We start from the raw sequence: 18,067 nt of genomic DNA, 5'->3' as shown, positions 1-18,067 counted from the left end.
TCAAAACTACCTTTTACGTTTTCTATTTGCCATATATTCCAATACAGCTTCTTTAGAAGTAAGCCAGTTTTTACCTTCTTTATAAGCATCAATTTTACCTCTTCTAGCAAGTAAACTTATATATTCTTGCCCATAACCAAAGTTTGGTTCTTGTACTAAAGAAGCAATTTCCATGAAGCCATCATCAGCACCTGGCATTGCATTTAAATAAATATTAAGCGTACGCTCTACAGCTTGAGTTATCAATAAAATTAATTTGCTATAGTTACCATTATTAGCCTGATTTAATGCTTCGTAATACTTTTTTCTATCGTTTTTTAAAATGATAGCAGGCGGAAAGCCTTTTCGCATTAATAATAAATTCATGGCTAAACGTACTGTTCTTCCATTACCATCAAAAAAGGATGAATCCAAACAAATTTGTGATGAAAAACCGTAGCTAATTCTATATCATTTAAACCTAAAGGATTATCATTCACAAAGCCAATAAGTTCATCAACCAAATCTGAAACCTTATTTGCATTAGGCGGAATAAAGTTAGCACCAGAAATTCTTACACCACCATTTCTTAACCTCCCAGCAAAATCATCCTCAATACTTTTTAAGACCAAACCATGTAAAGAAAGAATATCAATAGCCCTTAACTGATACTTTTCATCTACCAAACCATATAAATAATCAATAGCTTTATCATGGTTATAAGCTTCAAAATGCTCTCTTAAAGATTTCCCTTTGATGGTTATCCCTTCTTGAATTATCAGCTGTGTTTCTCTTAAATTAAGCGTATTACCTTCTATTGAGTTAGAATTATAAGTCCATTCTAAAACTAAACTCTCTTTTATTTTATTAAGGGCGCTTGTGGACAAAGGCCTGCTAGCCTTAAGCTTTTCTAGCTTAACGTTTAGCCGCTCAAAAACTAAATTATAGTCTTCTCTATATGATAAATCTACTTCCCACACTCCCCAAATATCGGTATTTATATTTTTACTATCAAACGATACTAATTTATTTTTCTCAAAAGCTATATTTGGCAAAAATTTATTATTTATGCTAACTCATCACGTATTATTTTGGCTTAAAGCCGATACAACCGAAGATCAAAAAAAGGCATTCCGCAAAGGATTAGAATCTTTAGAAAAAGTAGAAACTGTTAAATCTATTTTTATTGGTACACCAGCACCTATAGAAAGAGCGGTGGTAGATACTACATACACCTTCTCTTTAATCACTCTATTTGAAGACCTAGCAGGCCATGATGTTTATCAAACACATCCTGTTCATCTAGCTTTCTTAGACGAGTTTAGAGTTTTATTTGAAAAAGTAATCATTTACGATTCTATTTAAGTTTTCTTTACGAGATAAGCGATTCATCATTCATCGCTTATCTCGTAAATATTATCTTTTCTTTATCTGCTACTTAACTCTGCTAAACGAGTTCAGAAACTAAATCTGTAAAAATTATAACTCATTTTTTCATTTTCCTTCTCTAAATGGTGCAATAATCTTTATTTTGTTAAGATTTCAATATGAAGAGAGATTTACTAAGAAAGAAAAGTATTGCCAAAATACTTCAAGATAGCCAAGAAGGCTTTAGCGACGGCGAAAACCACGGCTTAAATAAAATTTTAAAAGTAAAAGATCTTACTTTTATGGGTATAGCTGCAGTTATAGGTGCAGGTATATTTTCTACTATTGGTGAAGCTTCTTATAACGGAGGTCCAGGGGTATCCATACTTTTTATTTTAACAGCCATAACTTGTGGTTTTTCTGCACTTTGTTATGCCGAATTTGCATCAAGAATACCAGTTTCTGGCAGTGCATATACTTATGCTTACGCATCTTTTGGCGAACTAATAGCATGGATAATTGGCTGGGATTTATTAATGGAATACGCTATTGGTAATATTGCAGTAGCTATTTCATGGAGCGGTTATTTTGTAAATCTTTTACAAGGATTTAACATCAATATCCCAGGCTATCTTACAATGGATTACTTAAGTGCCTATAAAGCAAGCGAAGAAGTTGCTGCCTTAAGCAAAAGTGGTTCTTCTTTAAGTACTTTAAGTGAAAACACCTTAAACGCAGCCCAAGCATGGGCAGGCGCTCCTAGTATTGGTGGATTAAAAATTATAGCTGATGTACCCGCTTTGGTAATTGTATTTTTAATAACCTTCTTAGTTTACATAGGTATAAAAGAAACTAAAAGAGCCACAAATGCCATGGTTATTTTAAAGATAGTTGTGGTGTTGGCTGTTATTGTAGTAGGTTTCTTCTATGTAACACCTGCAAACTGGCATCCTTTTTTACCCAATGGTTTTAGTGGGATGATGAAAGGTGTATCTGGTGTTTTCTTCGCTTATATAGGTTTTGATGCTATATCAACCACTGCTGAAGAATGTGAGAACCCACAAAAAGACCTACCAAAAGGTATGATTTATTCTTTGGTGATTTGTACTGTACTTTACATATTGATAGCATTAGTGCTTACAGGTATGGTAAACTATAAAGAGCTACAAGTTTCAGACCCTTTAGCCTTTGTTTTGAGAGAGTAGGACTAAACCAAATTGGTTATATCATTTCTGTGAGTGCTGTTATTGCTACCGCAAGTGTTTTATTGATATTTCAAATGGGGCAGCCCAGAATTTGGATGAGTATGAGCCGCGACGGATTGTTGCCTAAAGCTTTTTCTAGAATACATCCTAAATTTAAAACACCGTCTTTTTCAACCATTGTTACTGGTCTTGTTGTAGCCATTCCCGCCTTATTTATGAACCTTACAGAGGTAACAGACTTAACAAGTATTGGTACTTTATTTGCCTTCGTATTGGTGTGTGGTGGCGTTTTACTTCTACCAAAAGAAGAAGAAAACGAGAGCAGCAGAAAAAGGTTTAAAATGCCTTACATCAATAGCAAATACATTATACCCTTACTATTAACAGGATTAACAATTGCATTTTATAGCCAAATATTAAATTTTTTTGATTTTAGCCAAGGCTGGGAAACCATAAAAGAACAAATTCCTTTTTACCTCTTTATAATTTTAGCCCTTTTTATGGCTGTATTGTCCTATTTAAAAAATCTTTCCTTAATACCTGTTTTAGGGCTTTTAAGCTGTAGCTATTTAATGACAGAATTGGGATATACCAATTGGCTAAGATTTCTTATATGGTTAGGAATAGGTCTTGTTATTTACTTTTGTTATGGTATAAGAAAAAGTAAACTCAATCAGAAACAGAGCTAAGAATAAAAAAGATACAGGAATTACCCAAAAATCAACACTTTTACACGGTTCCCAGAAAACCTGTTTATCAACTGAAAAATAACCCAATTGAGAATCTTCTACACTTTGTAGAGATAATAACTCAATTTTACTTATAATTTAAATAAAAATTATATCAAACATCTTATTATCAGACATTTAAATAAATATAATTCTTTCTATTTTTCACATGAATTAACCCTCTCGTTTTTCGGACTCAAAATTGGATAAGGTTTATCCTAAACTAATTCGAGATGAAGACTTTAATATTATCAATTTTTCTTACTTGTACGGGTGCTTACTATTTTATGAATGAATACCATTGGAAAAAAGTTAACCCTGAAGGCTATGCAAAATCTAAAGATGAGGCAGAGTTAATCTTGAAATCTAAAAGAAACAAGGAAAAAGAATCCACGAAAAGGGTTTCTATAGAAAATCCAAATACGAGATTATTGATGTTAAGAATAAACTAGGCTTAGCTCTAGTTTATTCTGGTAATTTCTATTTTTTCTGTTTGTGTAACCATTAAAGGAACTTTTTCTAAGGTTACAAAACTCAAATCTAATCCAAAACCTTTCTCTTCAGATAAGCTAACCTTTTTAAGGTTAAAGTAGTAGCCCATGATGAGCTTATCCCAAAAAGATAAATTATTAGCTCTTGAAAGCGTTTTTTCTAAAACTACGAATCTAAAATCGCCTACTATTTTATGCTTGTTTAATGATTTATAATGGCTAGTAATATCAACCTCATCGTTTTTAACCAGGTCTTCTACTACCTTTCTAAACAAAGCGCTAATTTTTTGCTCTATTCTAAAACCAAGTTTAAAATCTATCCTAATGAGCTTACCTTCTACCAAATGCTCCACTTTATACTCGCATCTGTAAGGCTCATCAACAACATCTACGTGAACTAGCCAATAAACATCGGCTCTTTTAGGTTTCTTTTGAAGAATAGAGTATATAATTTTTGATTCTATTTCTGATGGAAAATTTGCACTAGTTAAGTAAACCAGTTGCGAAGCATATTTAGGAACAGATTCATCCTCACTTAACTCTTTAATGATATCAAAATACTGTTCTATCTCAACAAATTTCAAGAACCTGTTTTTGATTTTTCTGGCCGAATACCATGCCCACATAACAGAGAACATAATACTTGCAATAAAAATGGTTACCCAACCGCCATGAAATACCTTAGTTAAATTACTGATAAAGAAAACACTCTCTAAGAATATATAAGTGGCAAAAAATACAACAATAAGATAAATAGGATATTTCTTTTTATGAAGATAAATGGATAGCAAAATGGTGGTCATAAGCATCGCCATGGTAATTGATAAACCATAAGCGGCTTCCATATTTTCTGATTTCTTAAAGTATAAAACTACAATTATGCAGCCCACCCATAATAACCAATTTGTGCTAGGAACATATAATTGTCCCTTTTGCTCTGTTGGATAATTGATTTTTACTTTAGGCCAAATGTTTAATCTTACTGCTTCAGAAATCATGGTAAAAGAACCAGAGATTACAGCTTGGCTGGCTATAATAGCTGCAATTGTTGCCAATGAAATTCCAAATACCAAGAACCACTCTGGCATCATTCTATAGAATGGATTTCTACCATCTAGGAGTTCGTTTTGTAAGCTTAATAAGAAAACACCTTGTCCAAAGTAGTTTAACAATAAACAGCTTTTTACATAAATCCAACTTACCCGGATATTAGGTCTTCCACAATGCCCTAAATCAGAATATAAAGCCTCTGCCCCTGTGGTACAAAGAAAAACAGCTGCAAGAATACCCAAAATAGATGCCGTATGAGTTTCATTTAGTATGAGCGGTGGATTAACAATTAACTGATAAGCATAGTATGGGTTAATAGCATTTAAAACAGATGGATCTTTTATAACATAACTAAAACCTAAAATCCCCATCATGGTGAACCATAAAAACATAATAGGACCAAAAGCTTTTCCTACTAAAGAAGTTCCAAACTGCTGAATCACAAAAAGAAGCGTAATTAAACCTATAACAATGGGGATAGTTTGTAAGTCTGGATAATAAATCTCTAAACCTTCTATAGCCGCAGAAATTGTAATTGGAGGAGTGATAATACCATCTGCCAGAAGTGCACAACCACCAATAATTGCAGGCACAATAAGCCATTTGGCCTTTCTTTTAACTAATGAGTAAAGAGAAAAAACTCCACCTTCTCCCTTATTATCTGCCCTTAAAGTAATGATAACATATTTAAGCGTTGTTTGTAAAGCTAATGTCCAGAAAACGCAACTTAATCCCCCGTAAATAAGCTCTTTAGTAATAATATGGCTACCAATAATTGCTTTAAAAACATATAAAGGAGAAGTACCAATATCGCCGTAGATAATACCTAAACTGATGAGAACACCAGCCGCGGTTAATTTATTTAATTTTTTGTGTGCAGACACATCTATTTGTATTAGTCGGGGACAAAAGTAATTCAACTTCTTAACAAACACAACCTTAGCAGCATATTTACGTAAGAGTTAAAAAATAAATAATTACAGATGTTAAATTCTGTTAAAAAAATGGCCTTTTTTAGTGAAGTTTAATTATTGTTATAATTTTATTTATATTTTTGAAGTATATAATTAGGTATGAAAAATAAATACTCCTTTATTACGTTTTTAACAGCTATCACAATTGTGCTTTACACAAGTGTGTCTTTTGCTGTTGTAAACGATATAAAAAGTATTATAGATTCTACCAAAACTACCCTCAAGTTAAAAGATAGTAGACCCAATAGACCAACGTTCTTGCCTCCGGTTGCAGCAGATTTCCAATCTTTTATGATTAAGGTTTCTGCTATAAAATCTATCAATACTTCAAACAAGAGCTTAACATTAAAAAACAATAAGAGTATAAGCACTAATGCAGAAGCTCAAAAGCCTCTAGATAATGTTAAAATTTACCCAAACCCTATTTCTACACAAATAAACATTGCTTATACGCTAAGCAAAGAAAATCAGGTAACGGTTAAGATCCTAGATATTTTAGGAAATGAAGTAGTGACCCTTTTATCTCAAAAAGTTGCCGCTGGTGAACAGGTAAACTCTTTTAACCTAAACACTAAACTTAGCAGCGGATTATACTTTGTTAGAGTGGTTGCCGGTTCAGAGTCTGTTATCAAAAGAATCTCTGTATTATAAATAAAGACTTAACTTTAAGCCCCAATTGTTATGCAATTGGGGCTTTTTTGTTTAACACATACATGATATATGAAAATTATAGCTATTGGGCGTAATTACGCAGAACATGCCAAAGAATTAAATAACGCTGTACCAGAACAGCCTGTTATTTTCATGATGCCAGACACAGCCTTATTAAAAGGTAACAAACCATTCTATCATCCTGATTTTTCTAAAGATGTTCATTATGAAGTTGAATTGGTCTTAAAAATTTCCAAAGAAGGAAAGCATATTGCCAAAAAATTTGCACATAAATACTATGAAGAAATAGGTTTAGGGATAGATTTTACAGCTCGAGATTTACAATCTGAATTAAAATCTAAAGGATTACCTTGGGTATTAGCCAAAGGTTTTGATAACTCTGCTCCGGTAAGTGATTTTTTGTCTATTAGCTCTTTTAAAGATTTAAACAACTTAAATTTCTCTTTAAAAATCAATAACGAAATAAAACAGCAAGGTAATACCAGCCATATGATGTTTAGTTTTGATGATATCATTTGCTTTGTCTCCCAATATTTCACACTAAAAAAGGTGATTTAATTTTTACAGGTACCCCTGCTGGCGTTGGCAAAATTAATATTGGAGACAGATTACAAGGCTATATTGAAGAACAAGAACTTCTAAATTTTGAGATTAAATAATATACTTCCTATGAGATTGGTTAAAGCCGCTTTACTTTTTTTTTGCTTATCCCCTTTTTGTTCTTTTTCTCAGCAAGATAAACTTCCAGAAATACCTGTTAATTATTTCTTAAATCCATTAGATATCAAACTTTTCTTATCTGGTACTTTTGGTGAAGTAAGATCAAATCATTTCCATTCAGGTATAGATATTAAAACCAATCAAAGAGAAGGCTACCCGGTTTATGCTGTAGCCGATGGATATATCTCAAGATTAAGGGTACAAATTGGAGGTTTTGGAAATGCTGTTTATATCAATCATCCAAACGGATTAACTAGTGTTTATGCACATTTGCAAAGGTTTAATGATAAGATAAGCATATCCATCAAAAACTATCAATATCTTAAAGAAACTTTTGAAGCAGATTTTCCGCTAACGCCGATAGAAATACCTGTTAAAAAAGGAGATATTATTGCTTGGTCTGGTAATACAGGTGGCTCCGCAGGACCACATCTACATTTTGAAATTAGAAATACAAAGACCGAGCAAACTATAAACCCTTTAGTTTTAGGTATCAAAATACAAGATGATGTTAAACCTCAAATAAATGGATTTTACATCTATAAAGTAAACAATGCACCATTTAACGAATTTACACCGAAACAATATTTTCAAACTGTTGGTGCTAACGAAAAATATAACCTAAATAAGGTAAACGTAGTTAATGTTTCAGGAAAAATAGGTTTAGGTATCATGACTAATGACCTCATGAATGGTTCTGGAAATAGAAATGGCGTTTATAGCACCACCATTTGGCTAGACCAAGAGAAAATTTATGAAACCCAAGCAGACCAATTTTACTTTGACCAAACCAGAACTGTTAATACTTATATAGATTATCCCAGTAAAATATCTTCTGGCCGAGTTATAGAAAAAGGCTTTATCAGTAAAGGAGGTAAAACAAGTTTCCATAAAACATTGGTAAATAATGGTATTATCTATTTACAAGACAACCAAATCCACGATATCAAATATCTGATTAAAGATGTTAATGGAAACGAATCTGTCTTGAACTTTAAAATCAAAAGTACTGATACCAGCATACCAACGGCATATAAAGCTAAAGGAGCACTCTTAAACCACGAACAAGAGAACATCATCACCAAAGAAGATATTAACATTAAATTTCCAAAAGGGATTTTTTATGATGATGTTGATTTTACATATTCAAAATCACCAAAAACAGCTAGTAGTTTATCTCCTATCCACAGCATCCATAATAAACTAACTCCTTTACACCAAGCTTTTGAGATTATGATAAAAGCAGATACTTCATTAAATAAAGTAAAAGACAAATTGGTTGTGGTAAATGAAAATGGTGCTTACCAAGGTGGCGAAGTTATAAATGAATATATAAGAGCCTACCCAAAGTCGTTTGGGAAGTTTTATCTAAAGATTGATAGTATTGCTCCAAATATAATTCCAATGAATATAACGAATAATGCAAATCTCTCTTTACAAAAAGCTATTTCTTTAAAAATTAGCGACAATTTATCTGGGATAAAAGAATTTAAAGGTTATATCAATGGCAAGTGGGTTTTAATGGAATACGATTATAAAAAAGGTTTGCTTTGGCACAACTTTGATGAAAGAACCGGCTTTGGCAAACATACTTTTACCTTAGTTGTTAGCGATATGAAGAAAAACACAAAAACACTTCAACTCAACTTTTTTAGATAAGTTAAAAATTAAATCAAATGGAATTAAAACAAGGAGATAAAGCCCCAGAATTTACATCAAAAGACCAACACGGAAACACTGTTTCTTTGAGTGATTTTATTGGAAAAAAAGTTGTTTTATACTTTTATCCAAAAGATAATACCCCAGGTTGCACAGCAGAAGCTTGCGATTTTAGAGACAACTATCAGAGTTTAAAAGCTAAAGGTTTTGAAATTTTAGGTGTAAGTACAGATGATGAAAAATCGCACAAAAAATTTGTAGAGAAATTTGAACTTCCTTTTACCTTGCTAGCTGATACTGAAAAAGACATTGTAGAAAAGTATGGGGTTTGGGTTGAGAAAAGTATGTATGGTAAAAAATATATGGGTACAGACAGAAAAACCTTTGTAATAGATGAAAATGGCACTATACAAGCTATCATTTCAAAAGTAGACACTAAGAATGCTTCTGCACAATTATTAGAAGCCATTGCATAAAATCCTTGAAAATTAAAAAACAAAAGCCTTTTTCTGATTAGAAAAAGGCTTTTTGTTTTTATTTAAGGTTAATCTTATCTGAAATTCTTAAAAGGTGCAGGTAAGTAAGATAAAACCGGACTTACTTTTACCACTTTAAATTCTGTTCTGCGGTTTAACTGATGTTCCTCATCAGAACACTTAACACCATCTGCACAAGCATTTAAAAGCTGACTCTCGCCGAAACCTTTAGAACTCAAACGTTCTTTTCCAATTCCTTTATTTTTCAAATAATCTTTTGCAGAAGCAGCTCTTAACTCTGATAGTTTAAGATTATAAGCTGCTTTTCCTCTAGCATCAGTATGAGATCTTAGCTCGATATTTACGCTAGGTGTATTGTTTAAGAAAGCAACAACCTTATTTAACTCTGGCTCTGCATCTTTTCTAATATTGTATTTATTAAAATCGTAATAAATATTCTTAAGTCTTACCAAATAAGCCTCTTCTACCTTCTCAACCTCAAATTTCACATTAAAAACAGTAGATTCCGTTGCTCCTTTAGTAGTAATATCGCCTTCTTGTCTCGAGAAAAATTTATCCATATCCCCTCTAACCGTATAATCTGTTTCTTTTTCTAAAGCAAACTTGAAAGAACCATCTTCCGCAGAAATCGTGGTTTTCTCTTCACCAGTTTTTTTATTGATTAAGAAAATTTTCAACCCTGATAATGGATTACCAGTTCCTTTCTCGTTAACTTTTCCTTCAACAGCGTAAAATTGTTCTTTTGGCTTTTGATAAAATCTATAAATATCATCAGCACCTTTACCACCAGGTCGGTTAGAAGATAAATAACCACTTAAGTTATCTTGAAAAAAGAAAATACCAAAATCATCTCTAGTAGAATTGTACGGAGATTTAAGATTCTCTGGCTCTTTCCATGAGTTTTTATCTCCTTTTGATGAAAAAATATCTAAACCACCAATGGTGATATGCCCTCTTGAAGAGAAATATAAAGTTCCATCCTTTCTAACGAAGGGAAACACTTCATCTTCATCAGAATTAATGATGTTACCACAATTTATAGGCTTAGACCATCCATTTGAAGATTTTTCCGAATAATATAAATCCATTCCACCAAAACCTCCCGGCATATCTGAAGCAAAATAAAGAATATTGCCATCAGGACTTAAGGCTGGGTGTTGTACAGAATACTCATAAGGACTATTATAAGGAAAAGGTGTAGCTTCTGACCATATGCCATTAATTTTAGAAGCTAAGTATATAGTTTTTCTAAAAACCACATCTTTAGCCTTTTTTAAATCAACATCATCAGCAACACCTGCTCTGGTAAAATAAATAGCACTTCCATCTGCATTTAAAGTAGCAGGCCCGTTATGGTATTTATCATTAATTTGTTCTGGTAAAAGCGTTAATTGCATCACGCCAGCAGCAGAATCTTTAGCTTGCTCTGCTTGATAAATTTTAAGGAAAGAATTACCTGTCCAACCATAAACTTTTGCATTTTTATCGTTTTCAGGAGATTTTAAAAACCATCTATCTGAAATTATTAAAAAACCATTAGCATAAGCTATTGGAGAAAAATCCGAATGTTCTGAATTGAAGGAGTTTTCGTTCTCGATATCAACATTTACATCAGGATTTTGAAGCCATAACCTAGCAGCATCGCAGCTATTAGCTAATTTCACGGCATAATCACTTTTCTCTGGTACACGCTCTGCATACATTAAATAATTACGCTTTGCTTGATCGAATTTGCCATTTTGCTTTAAAATACCTGCATAATAGATATAGTTTATAGGATCAAAACCAGGAAAAGTTAAAACAGTAGCATAGGCTCTCTCAGCAGCTATGGTATTGTTAACAAACCTATAACAGTTTGCTAATTTTTGCGCCACTTCTAAACTTGGGCTTTTTTCTAAAAGCTTTTCATAAATATCTATAGCAAACTTGTAATCGTATTTTTCGTAATATTTATTTGCCTTACCTAAATCATCAGATTTAAGCATTTTAGGTGCAATTAATACCCCTAAAGTTATCATGCAAATACTTCCTCCTATTATGAATAGATTCTTGAATCTCATATCTAAAAATATCTAGGTGATAAAATTGTTAAATCTCTTTTCCCACCGTTAATAATTAAACCTAAAGAAATCTCATGCGTACCATTATCATATCCTCTTATATTAGATAATGAATAATCGTAAGCATAACCTATTCTCCAAGATTTACCTGCAAAAAACTCTACCAAACCAACAACTGCATTATTAGAACGTGGCATACCAATAACTGCTGGTTTATCCCATAATTTTAATGAAGTACGGTAAGAAGCGCCAAGCCAAATACGTTCTCCCAATAAGAAAAAGTTATTGATATCTAAATTTGTAGGTCCTTTAACATCTTCCCTAACCATAATGGAAGGCTTAAACTTTAAAAAATCAGAAACCTCTACCAAGTAACCTGCTGTTAAAAAGTAGTTTTGGCTTTGTTTAACTTGCAAAGTTTGGGATGATGTACTAAAATCTACAGCTTTTTCCATTAAGTTGATGGCTGATAAACCGATATATAATTTTTCAGTACTGTAATGAATACCAAATCTGATATCAGGAGCTAAACCGGTTGAATTACCTGATAAGAATTCAGTATCAGAAATATCATCTATAATTGCTGCACTACCATTAACTCCTAATTGAGTAAAACCTACACCTAAACCAAAAGATAATCTTGATTCTCCGGCTAAAGGAATTCGATAAGCGATATTAGCAAAAGCAGAAAATTGATCTTGTATACCTGATTTATCATTAACAACACTAAGACCTAAACCAATTTTATCATCTGCAACAGCAGCATCTAAAACTAAAGATTGAGTTTTAGGCGCCCCAGGCACATCAACCCATTGGTTTCTGTAAAGTAAGCTTAGGTTAACAGTCTCTTTATATCCAGCGTAAGCAGGGTTTATAACTAAACTATTAAACATATACTGACTGTATTGAGCATCTTGTTGAGCCCATACATTTAAACTAGCTACTAGTAAAATGAAGTTTAAAAGGATTTTTCTCATTTCTTATTCATTTTTAAGTAAAGCAATAAATCCTTTGTAAACTTTTGGCTCGCCGTTTACATTAACTTTCAATAAATAATAATAAGTTCCTGAGCTTAAGCCAGAACCATCCCAAGCCTTACTATTATTAAAATTTTTGATATTAAACACTTCTGCTCCCCATCTATTCAGAATAATTAGTTCGTTATCCGGAAATAAATCGATGTTTTTAATCTCCCATCTATCATTTTTTCCATCTCCATTAGGTGTAAACGTGTTGAAGAAAGTTAAGGGGTCATTATTAGCTAAAGTACCGGCAAAGGTTACCGGTATATCTGTAAAAGACTTTAATGAAGAGAAAGTTAGAGAAGCGTCTAAGCCATTTGTATTACCCCTAATGCCTTGGTAGTTGGATATACCAGCTTTTTCCCAACCTATTAGCGGCTTAAGCCAACCTACAATTTGATTAAAACTACCATCATTAACAGCATTATAAAGCAAAGTAAAATCTGCCGGAGTATTCCCTGTAGGATGATCTAAAATATAATAGTATTTATCGTTTACGGTATTAACATCAAACCTCTTTTGGGTAGTTACATAACCATCATCAGAAGGATTTCTATTAATAAAAGTAACACCATAAATATTATCTGTATTATCTTTAGGACTCACAACAAGATGACTAAGTCTTAATGTTCCTCCTTCATCAGAACCTAAAGGAAATAAATAACTATCAGTAAGATTGGTTGATCTTTGAAATTTACCTCCAGCATTGGTACTTACAAAACCAGTTGTTGTTTTCACAGCATCTGCCCTACCTGTTAAAACAGTAAGTATTTTATCATCCAGTTTAAATTCTCTATCTGTTAAGTCTAATCCAACATTAATATCTGTATTGATAGTAAGAGTTTTGATTCCTGTACCAGCGAGGGTTAAGCCTGGAAAACGAGTTACAGATAATCCGCTTATAGATTGATTACCACCTGAAAGCACAACGCTTCCAGCTGAAACCGGATTGAAACCTGCCCCGGCAGAATTATTTATCCAGTTACCATCAATATTAATCAATCCATCATTAAGGATTATGCTATTATTACCAGTAAGAATGAAATCACTCTTAACAGACAATAAACCATTGCTTCTTACAGACAAAAGCCCGTTACTTACAAATTGGGCTTGTGTCTTGAGAAAAACGGTTCCAGTAAAAATGAGAGAAAAAAGTATAAATCTTTTTTTCATCTTAGTTTGTAACTACAATAGATAAATTCCCAGTAGGCAATAAAATTGCAGCACCAGTAACATTAACAAATTTTATTTCTATGGTATCAACCGCCGAAACTCTAGCATAGGCAATCACTAAACCATCTGGAAGTTCAACATCCGGCGAAACAGAAACAGCACCACCAGGTAAAGCACCAACAACTGTATAAGATTGTTTTAATGAAGGCACAACTTGGACAGTACCTGCCTCAATGGGCAATGTAGCTTTGATTCCTTTTAAATTAACATGAGTATTAGCAGTACCAACTCTTAGTGGCACCCAACTACTACCTTGTTTTACGTAAACAAAACCCGTTAGCCCATCTAAATATAAATCGCCACTATTACCTAAAGCACTTAAACTAGGAGCTAAACCTCCAGGAGGAATACTAGCACCAACAAACCACTGTGTCCCGTTTAATGGCGTTGAGGCTACCCCTACATCTCTCCACTGTGTCCCATTCCAATAGTTAAATGTAGATGAACTCGTATTGTAAATCATCATCCCGTTAGCAGCCGCCTGATTAGTTCCAAAACTATTTTGCAAAGTTGTTCTTTGCGCAGTAGTTAAACGAGGAATAAGCAAACCTTTTGTATTAGAAGAAATATCTAAAGCCGCACCTTGATAAGGCGTATTAGTTCCTATTCCTACATCTCCCACTGCTTGTGCCTGAACAGAACTTGCTCCCAAAAGGAGACATTGCACAACAGTTAAGCCTGTAAAAATTAGTAAACGAAGAGAGAGAGTATACTGAAGTAGTAATTTATTCATATAGCTTATTAAGTTATCAACATAAAGTTATAAACATTTTTAACAATAAAAAATCTTTATTTTTTTATTGTAGCAAAGATTATTTTAATTTTATCCAAATCTACAATAAAGTTTTCAACATAAAAATGTTAATTTCTTAACATTTCTAATCTCTTCAATTTCATCAAAATGTTTACTTTAGTGTAATTTTTACAATAACAAAGAATGACTAAAGAAATCAGCGACTTAGAAAAAATGGCTTCTCAGGTGAGAAGAGATATTATTAAGATGGTTTACGAATGCCAATCAGGGCATCCAGGAGGCTCATTAGGATGTGCAGACTACCTAGTTGCACTTTATTTTAAAGTAATGAAGCACAACCCAGAATTTAATATGGACGGTACCGGAGAAGACTTATTCTTCTTATCTAACGGACATATTTCGCCAGTTTTTTATAGTGTTTTAGCAAGAGCAGGTTATTTTGACGTTGCAGAACTTAAAACCTTTAGAAAACTAAATTCAAGACTTCAAGGTCATCCAACTACACATGAGCATTTACCAGGAATAAGAATTGCATCTGGATCATTAGGGCAAGGTATGTCTGTTGCTATTGGTGCTGCCTTAACTAAGAAGATAAATAAAGATAAAGGTATTGTTTTCTCTTTACATGGAGACGGTGAGTTGCAAGAAGGCCAAAATTGGGAGGCTGCTATGTTTGCACCATTTAATAAAGTAGACAACTTAATTTGTACAGTAGATGTTAACGGCCAACAAATTGACGGACCAACATCTAAAGTCTTAGATTTAACTAGTTTAGAAGCTAAATTCTTAGCTTTTGGTTGGGATGTTATGCATACAGATGGAAACAAGATGACTGAATTGGTAGCTACTTTAGAAGAAGCAAAATCAAAAACAGGAAATGGTAAACCTATCATGATTTTGATGAAAACCGAAATGGGTAAAGGCGTTGATTTTATGGAAGGTTCTCATAAATGGCATGGAATTGCACCAAATGCAGAACAACTTGCTGAAGCATTTACTCAATTAGAAGAAACTTTTGGCGATTACTAATCTCCACTACCCTTAACTGAAAATTAAAATGAAAAAATATACTTATACAGAAAAAAAAGATACCCGCTCTGGCTTTGGTGCCGGATTACTAGAAGCTGGTAGAAAAAATGAAAATATTGTTGCGCTTTGTGCTGATTTAATTGGCTCATTGAAAATGGGAGATTTCCAAAAAGAATTCCCAGATAGATTTGTACAAGTTGGTATTGCAGAAGCCAACATGATTGGTATAGCTGCAGGTATGACTATAGGCGGAAAAATTCCCTTCACCGGAACTTTTGCTAACTTTTCAACAGGAAGAGTTTACGATCAAATAAGACAATCTGTTGCTTACTCTGATAAAAACGTTAAAATTTGTGCTTCTCATGCTGGTTTAACTTTAGGTGAAGATGGTGCTACACACCAAATTCTAGAAGATATTGGCATGATGAAAATGTTGCCAGGAATGACCGTTATTAATCCTTGCGACTATAACCAAACTAAAGCTGCTACTTTAGCTATAGCAGAACATGAAGGTCCTGTTTATTTACGCTTTGGCCGCCCAGTAATTCCTGTATTTACCCCTGCCGACCAAAAATTTGAAATTGGTAAAGCTTGGATGATTAACGAAGGAACTGATGTAACCATTATTGCAACAGGTCATTTAGTATGGGAAGCTATTTTAGCTGGTGAAAAACTGGCTGAAGAAGGTATTAATGCTGAAATCATTAATATACATACCATTAAACCTTTAGATGAAGAAGCTGTTTTAAATTCAGTTAAAAAAACTGGCTGTATTGTAACTTGCGAAGAGCATAACAGATATGGTGGTTTGGGAGAAAGCGTTGCTCAGCTTTTAGCAACACAACTACCAACTCCTCAAGAATTTGTTGCCGTTAACGATACCTTCGGCGAAAGCGGAACGCCAGCAGACTTAATGAAAAAATACGGACTAGATAGCTCTAATATTATTGAAGCTGTCAAAAAAGTAATGAAGAGAAAATAATCTTCCAAACATATTATTGAAAAGCCGAAGTTATGCTTCGGCTTTTTTATATTTGGTTAAAATGCAAATAGAGGATTCAGAAATACTAGAGAAATTTAATAATCCGCAAACTCAGGAACTGGGTTTTAAATTGCTATTAAATAAATACCAACAAAAAATTTATTGGCACATACGCAGAATTGTTATAGAACATGAAGATGCTGATGATGTTGTGCAAGACGTTTTCATTAAAGTTTGGAAAAATTTAGCTTCTTTCAGACAAGATTCTCAGCTCTATACATGGCTTTATAGAATTGCAACTAATGAAAGTATTACTTTCTTAAATAAGAAGAAAACCAAATTCAACTCCTCTTTTGAAGAACTATCAGAGAAATTAAGCGAAAGCTTAAATGATGATAATTATTTTACCGGAGACCAAATACAAAAGAAATTACAAAAAGCATTATTAATACTTCCAGAAAAACAAAGATTAGTTTTTAATATGAAGTATTATGATGATTTAAAATTTCAGGAAATATCAGACATCTTGGGAACCAGCGTTGGTGCATTAAAAGCTTCTTATCATTTAGCAGTTAAAAAAATAGAACAATTTTTGTTAGCATCAGATTAAACCTTTGTTAAAAAAAACAATCATTATGAATATGGACAGAAAGGAAAATAAGGAAAGAGATATGGATAGCGCCTTTTTGAATGATGATTTAAAAAGAAACCCTTTTGCTGTAGATGAAAATTACTTCAATCAACTACAAGAAGGTATTCTTGCCCAAATAAAACTACCCCAAACAAGTGAAACTGGCTTTACTATGCCAGATAATTACCAAGAAAATCTTACGCAAAAATTATTAAGTGAAGTTAAATTAGCTGCTTTAAAGCAAGAAAGCTCAGATTTATTTACAGTTCCTTCTTATTATTTTGAAGCTCTTGATGAAAAAATCATCTCAAAAACTACAAGTAAAAAAGCAAGAATTTTCACACTTAGTATTGTTAGATATGCTTCGGCAGCGGTATTACTTCTAGCTTTAAGCTTCGGCATTTATTTAAATTATCAAAATACCCAAACGGTAGACCATAAATTATCTACCATCCCTGATGAAGAAATTGTTAATTATTTAAAATTTCATTCTGATGCTAATGATGTAAACTTAATTATAGAAAATCTTGATGATGTTTCTACCTTTGAGAGCGATATAAGTCAGGAAATAAGTAATTAATAACACATGAAAAATCTACTATTCATTATCCTCATATTACTTTTTGCAACATCTTTTAGTTTCGCTCAGGCACAAGCTCCTCAGAAAAAAGGAGAACGAATTGAAGCCTTAAAAATTGAATTTGTTTTAAAAAAGCTCGAGCTTAATGAAGAAGACGCAAAAAGCTTTGCCTTCATGTATAAATCTTATTTACAAGAAGTTAACCTTTTACTACGCCAAAAGAAAGAAGCTAGAGAAATCAATAAAAATAACCCTCAGAAACTTGTTGATGATGATTTTTATTATGATGAGAAAATGTTTCAGCTAAAAAAGCAATACAGAAGAAGATTTCAACAGGTTTTATCTCCCGAACAAATTAAGACGCTTTACATTGCTGAAAGAGAGTTCAGGGAAGAATTGATTAAGCATCTAAAAAGTAAATAGCTTTACGCTG

17 protein-coding genes and 2 pseudogenes are annotated in these 18,067 nt (G+C 32.8%); 12 read left to right on the top strand and 7 right to left on the bottom strand.

Annotation, left to right across the window (positions count from 1 at the left end; translation table 11 throughout):
- Positions 1–6: 6 nt before the first annotated feature.
- Entirely contained in the window at positions 7–366 is a 360-nt protein-coding gene (locus FYC62_RS17185; RefSeq protein ID WP_205943755.1) for a Fic family protein, read from the bottom strand.
- Positions 367–368: 2 nt separating this feature from the next.
- Entirely contained in the window at positions 369–1,034 is a 666-nt protein-coding gene (locus tag FYC62_RS17180; RefSeq protein WP_205943754.1) for a Fic family protein, read from the bottom strand.
- Positions 1,035–1,047: 13 nt separating this feature from the next.
- Between FYC62_RS17180 and FYC62_RS01765 the strand changes: the two genes are divergently transcribed.
- The 3 genes and pseudogenes from FYC62_RS01765 to FYC62_RS01755 all read left to right on the top strand — a co-directional run bounded on the left by FYC62_RS01765 (position 1,048) and on the right by FYC62_RS01755 (position 3,732).
- Positions 1,048–1,344 carry a Dabb family protein gene (locus tag FYC62_RS01765; protein ID WP_149073700.1) on the top strand — a complete coding sequence of 99 codons (297 nt, stop codon included), beginning with the start codon at positions 1,048–1,050 and terminating at the stop codon, positions 1,342–1,344.
- 182 nt (positions 1,345–1,526) lie between these two features.
- Positions 1,527–3,241: pseudogene (locus FYC62_RS01760) on the top strand (amino acid permease).
- 272 nt (positions 3,242–3,513) lie between these two features.
- On the top strand, positions 3,514–3,732 hold the full coding sequence (locus FYC62_RS01755; RefSeq protein WP_149073699.1) for a hypothetical protein: 219 nt from the start codon (positions 3,514–3,516) through the stop codon (positions 3,730–3,732).
- Between the two features lie 8 nt (positions 3,733–3,740).
- On the opposite strand, the gene FYC62_RS01750 is transcribed toward FYC62_RS01755, so the two are convergent.
- Positions 3,741–5,705 carry a KUP/HAK/KT family potassium transporter gene (locus tag FYC62_RS01750; protein WP_149073698.1) on the bottom strand — a complete coding sequence of 655 codons (1,965 nt, stop codon included), beginning with the start codon at positions 5,703–5,705 and terminating at the stop codon, positions 3,741–3,743.
- Between the two features lie 189 nt (positions 5,706–5,894).
- Here FYC62_RS01750 and FYC62_RS01745 point away from each other — a divergent pair, with 189 nt between their 5' ends.
- From FYC62_RS01745 to bcp, 4 genes and pseudogenes are all read left to right on the top strand, one after another.
- A complete protein-coding gene (locus FYC62_RS01745; RefSeq protein WP_052176830.1) occupies positions 5,895–6,446 on the top strand; it encodes a T9SS type A sorting domain-containing protein in 552 nt (183 codons plus the stop codon).
- Between the two features lie 69 nt (positions 6,447–6,515).
- A pseudogene (locus FYC62_RS01740) lies at positions 6,516–7,126 on the top strand (fumarylacetoacetate hydrolase family protein).
- Complete coding sequence (locus FYC62_RS01735) at positions 7,113–8,846, top strand: M23 family metallopeptidase (protein ID WP_205943753.1); 1,734 nt, start codon at positions 7,113–7,115, stop codon at positions 8,844–8,846. Before FYC62_RS01740 ends, FYC62_RS01735 begins: the two are co-directional and overlap by 14 nt.
- A 17-nt stretch (positions 8,847–8,863) precedes the next feature.
- Positions 8,864–9,322, top strand: coding sequence for a thioredoxin-dependent thiol peroxidase (gene bcp / locus FYC62_RS01730; protein WP_149073696.1), 459 nt, complete (start codon positions 8,864–8,866; stop codon positions 9,320–9,322).
- A 74-nt stretch (positions 9,323–9,396) separates the two neighbouring features.
- Here bcp and FYC62_RS01725 read toward each other — a convergent pair whose 3' ends face one another.
- Genes FYC62_RS01725 through FYC62_RS01710 form a run of 4 tightly spaced genes read right to left on the bottom strand, consistent with a single transcriptional unit; the run spans position 9,397 to position 14,391 of the window.
- A complete protein-coding gene (locus FYC62_RS01725; protein WP_149073695.1) occupies positions 9,397–11,403 on the bottom strand; it encodes an OmpA family protein in 2,007 nt (668 codons plus the stop codon).
- Positions 11,404–11,405: 2 nt separating this feature from the next.
- Positions 11,406–12,380: a PorP/SprF family type IX secretion system membrane protein gene (locus FYC62_RS01720; protein ID WP_149073694.1), complete on the bottom strand. Its 975-nt coding sequence runs from the start codon at positions 12,378–12,380 to the stop codon at positions 11,406–11,408.
- 3 nt (positions 12,381–12,383) lie between these two features.
- On the bottom strand, positions 12,384–13,598 hold the full coding sequence (locus FYC62_RS01715; RefSeq protein ID WP_149073693.1) for a gliding motility-associated C-terminal domain-containing protein: 1,215 nt from the start codon (positions 13,596–13,598) through the stop codon (positions 12,384–12,386).
- Between the two features lies 1 nt (position 13,599).
- On the bottom strand, positions 13,600–14,391 hold the full coding sequence (locus FYC62_RS01710) for a hypothetical protein (RefSeq protein WP_149073692.1): 792 nt from the start codon (positions 14,389–14,391) through the stop codon (positions 13,600–13,602).
- Positions 14,392–14,595: 204 nt separating this feature from the next.
- Here FYC62_RS01710 and FYC62_RS01705 point away from each other — a divergent pair, with 204 nt between their 5' ends.
- From FYC62_RS01705 to FYC62_RS01685, 5 genes are all read left to right on the top strand, one after another.
- Positions 14,596–15,441, top strand: a complete 846-nt coding sequence (locus tag FYC62_RS01705) for a transketolase (RefSeq protein ID WP_149073691.1) — start codon at positions 14,596–14,598, stop codon at positions 15,439–15,441.
- A gap of 28 nt (positions 15,442–15,469) precedes the next feature.
- Positions 15,470–16,423, top strand: a complete 954-nt coding sequence (locus FYC62_RS01700; protein WP_039450327.1) for a transketolase family protein — start codon at positions 15,470–15,472, stop codon at positions 16,421–16,423.
- 67 nt (positions 16,424–16,490) lie between these two features.
- Entirely contained in the window at positions 16,491–17,033 is a 543-nt protein-coding gene (locus FYC62_RS01695) for an RNA polymerase sigma factor (RefSeq protein WP_449406388.1), read from the top strand.
- 25 nt (positions 17,034–17,058) lie between these two features.
- A complete protein-coding gene (locus FYC62_RS01690; protein ID WP_149073689.1) occupies positions 17,059–17,634 on the top strand; it encodes a hypothetical protein in 576 nt (191 codons plus the stop codon).
- 6 nt (positions 17,635–17,640) lie between these two features.
- Positions 17,641–18,057: a hypothetical protein gene (locus tag FYC62_RS01685; RefSeq protein WP_039450320.1), complete on the top strand. Its 417-nt coding sequence runs from the start codon at positions 17,641–17,643 to the stop codon at positions 18,055–18,057.
- Positions 18,058–18,067 lie beyond the last annotated feature (10 nt).

The sequence above is a fragment of the Pedobacter aquae genome (assembly GCF_008195825.1).
GTDB lineage: Bacteria > Bacteroidota > Bacteroidia > Sphingobacteriales > Sphingobacteriaceae > Pseudopedobacter > Pseudopedobacter aquae.
This window is presented reverse-complemented; position numbering and strand designations above follow the sequence as displayed.

What these genes read in the sequence shown, in the direction of transcription:
- FYC62_RS17185 (WP_205943755.1), bottom strand. Translation starts at nt 366, where the DNA reads ATGAATTTATTATTAATGCGAAAAGGCTTTCCGCCTGCTATCATTTTA.
- FYC62_RS01765 (WP_149073700.1), top strand. Translation starts at nt 1,048, where the DNA reads ATGCTAACTCATCACGTATTATTTTGGCTTAAAGCCGATACAACCGAA.
- FYC62_RS01755 (WP_149073699.1), top strand. Translation starts at nt 3,514, where the DNA reads ATGAAGACTTTAATATTATCAATTTTTCTTACTTGTACGGGTGCTTAC.
- FYC62_RS01745 (WP_052176830.1), top strand. Translation starts at nt 5,895, where the DNA reads ATGAAAAATAAATACTCCTTTATTACGTTTTTAACAGCTATCACAATT.
- bcp (WP_149073696.1), top strand. Translation starts at nt 8,864, where the DNA reads ATGGAATTAAAACAAGGAGATAAAGCCCCAGAATTTACATCAAAAGAC.
- FYC62_RS01725 (WP_149073695.1), bottom strand. Translation starts at nt 11,403, where the DNA reads ATGAGATTCAAGAATCTATTCATAATAGGAGGAAGTATTTGCATGATA.
- FYC62_RS01720 (WP_149073694.1), bottom strand. Translation starts at nt 12,380, where the DNA reads ATGAGAAAAATCCTTTTAAACTTCATTTTACTAGTAGCTAGTTTAAAT.
- FYC62_RS01715 (WP_149073693.1), bottom strand. Translation starts at nt 13,598, where the DNA reads ATGAAAAAAAGATTTATACTTTTTTCTCTCATTTTTACTGGAACCGTT.
- FYC62_RS01710 (WP_149073692.1), bottom strand. Translation starts at nt 14,391, where the DNA reads ATGAATAAATTACTACTTCAGTATACTCTCTCTCTTCGTTTACTAATT.
- FYC62_RS01705 (WP_149073691.1), top strand. Translation starts at nt 14,596, where the DNA reads ATGACTAAAGAAATCAGCGACTTAGAAAAAATGGCTTCTCAGGTGAGA.
- FYC62_RS01700 (WP_039450327.1), top strand. Translation starts at nt 15,470, where the DNA reads ATGAAAAAATATACTTATACAGAAAAAAAAGATACCCGCTCTGGCTTT.
- FYC62_RS01690 (WP_149073689.1), top strand. Translation starts at nt 17,059, where the DNA reads ATGAATATGGACAGAAAGGAAAATAAGGAAAGAGATATGGATAGCGCC.
- FYC62_RS01685 (WP_039450320.1), top strand. Translation starts at nt 17,641, where the DNA reads ATGAAAAATCTACTATTCATTATCCTCATATTACTTTTTGCAACATCT.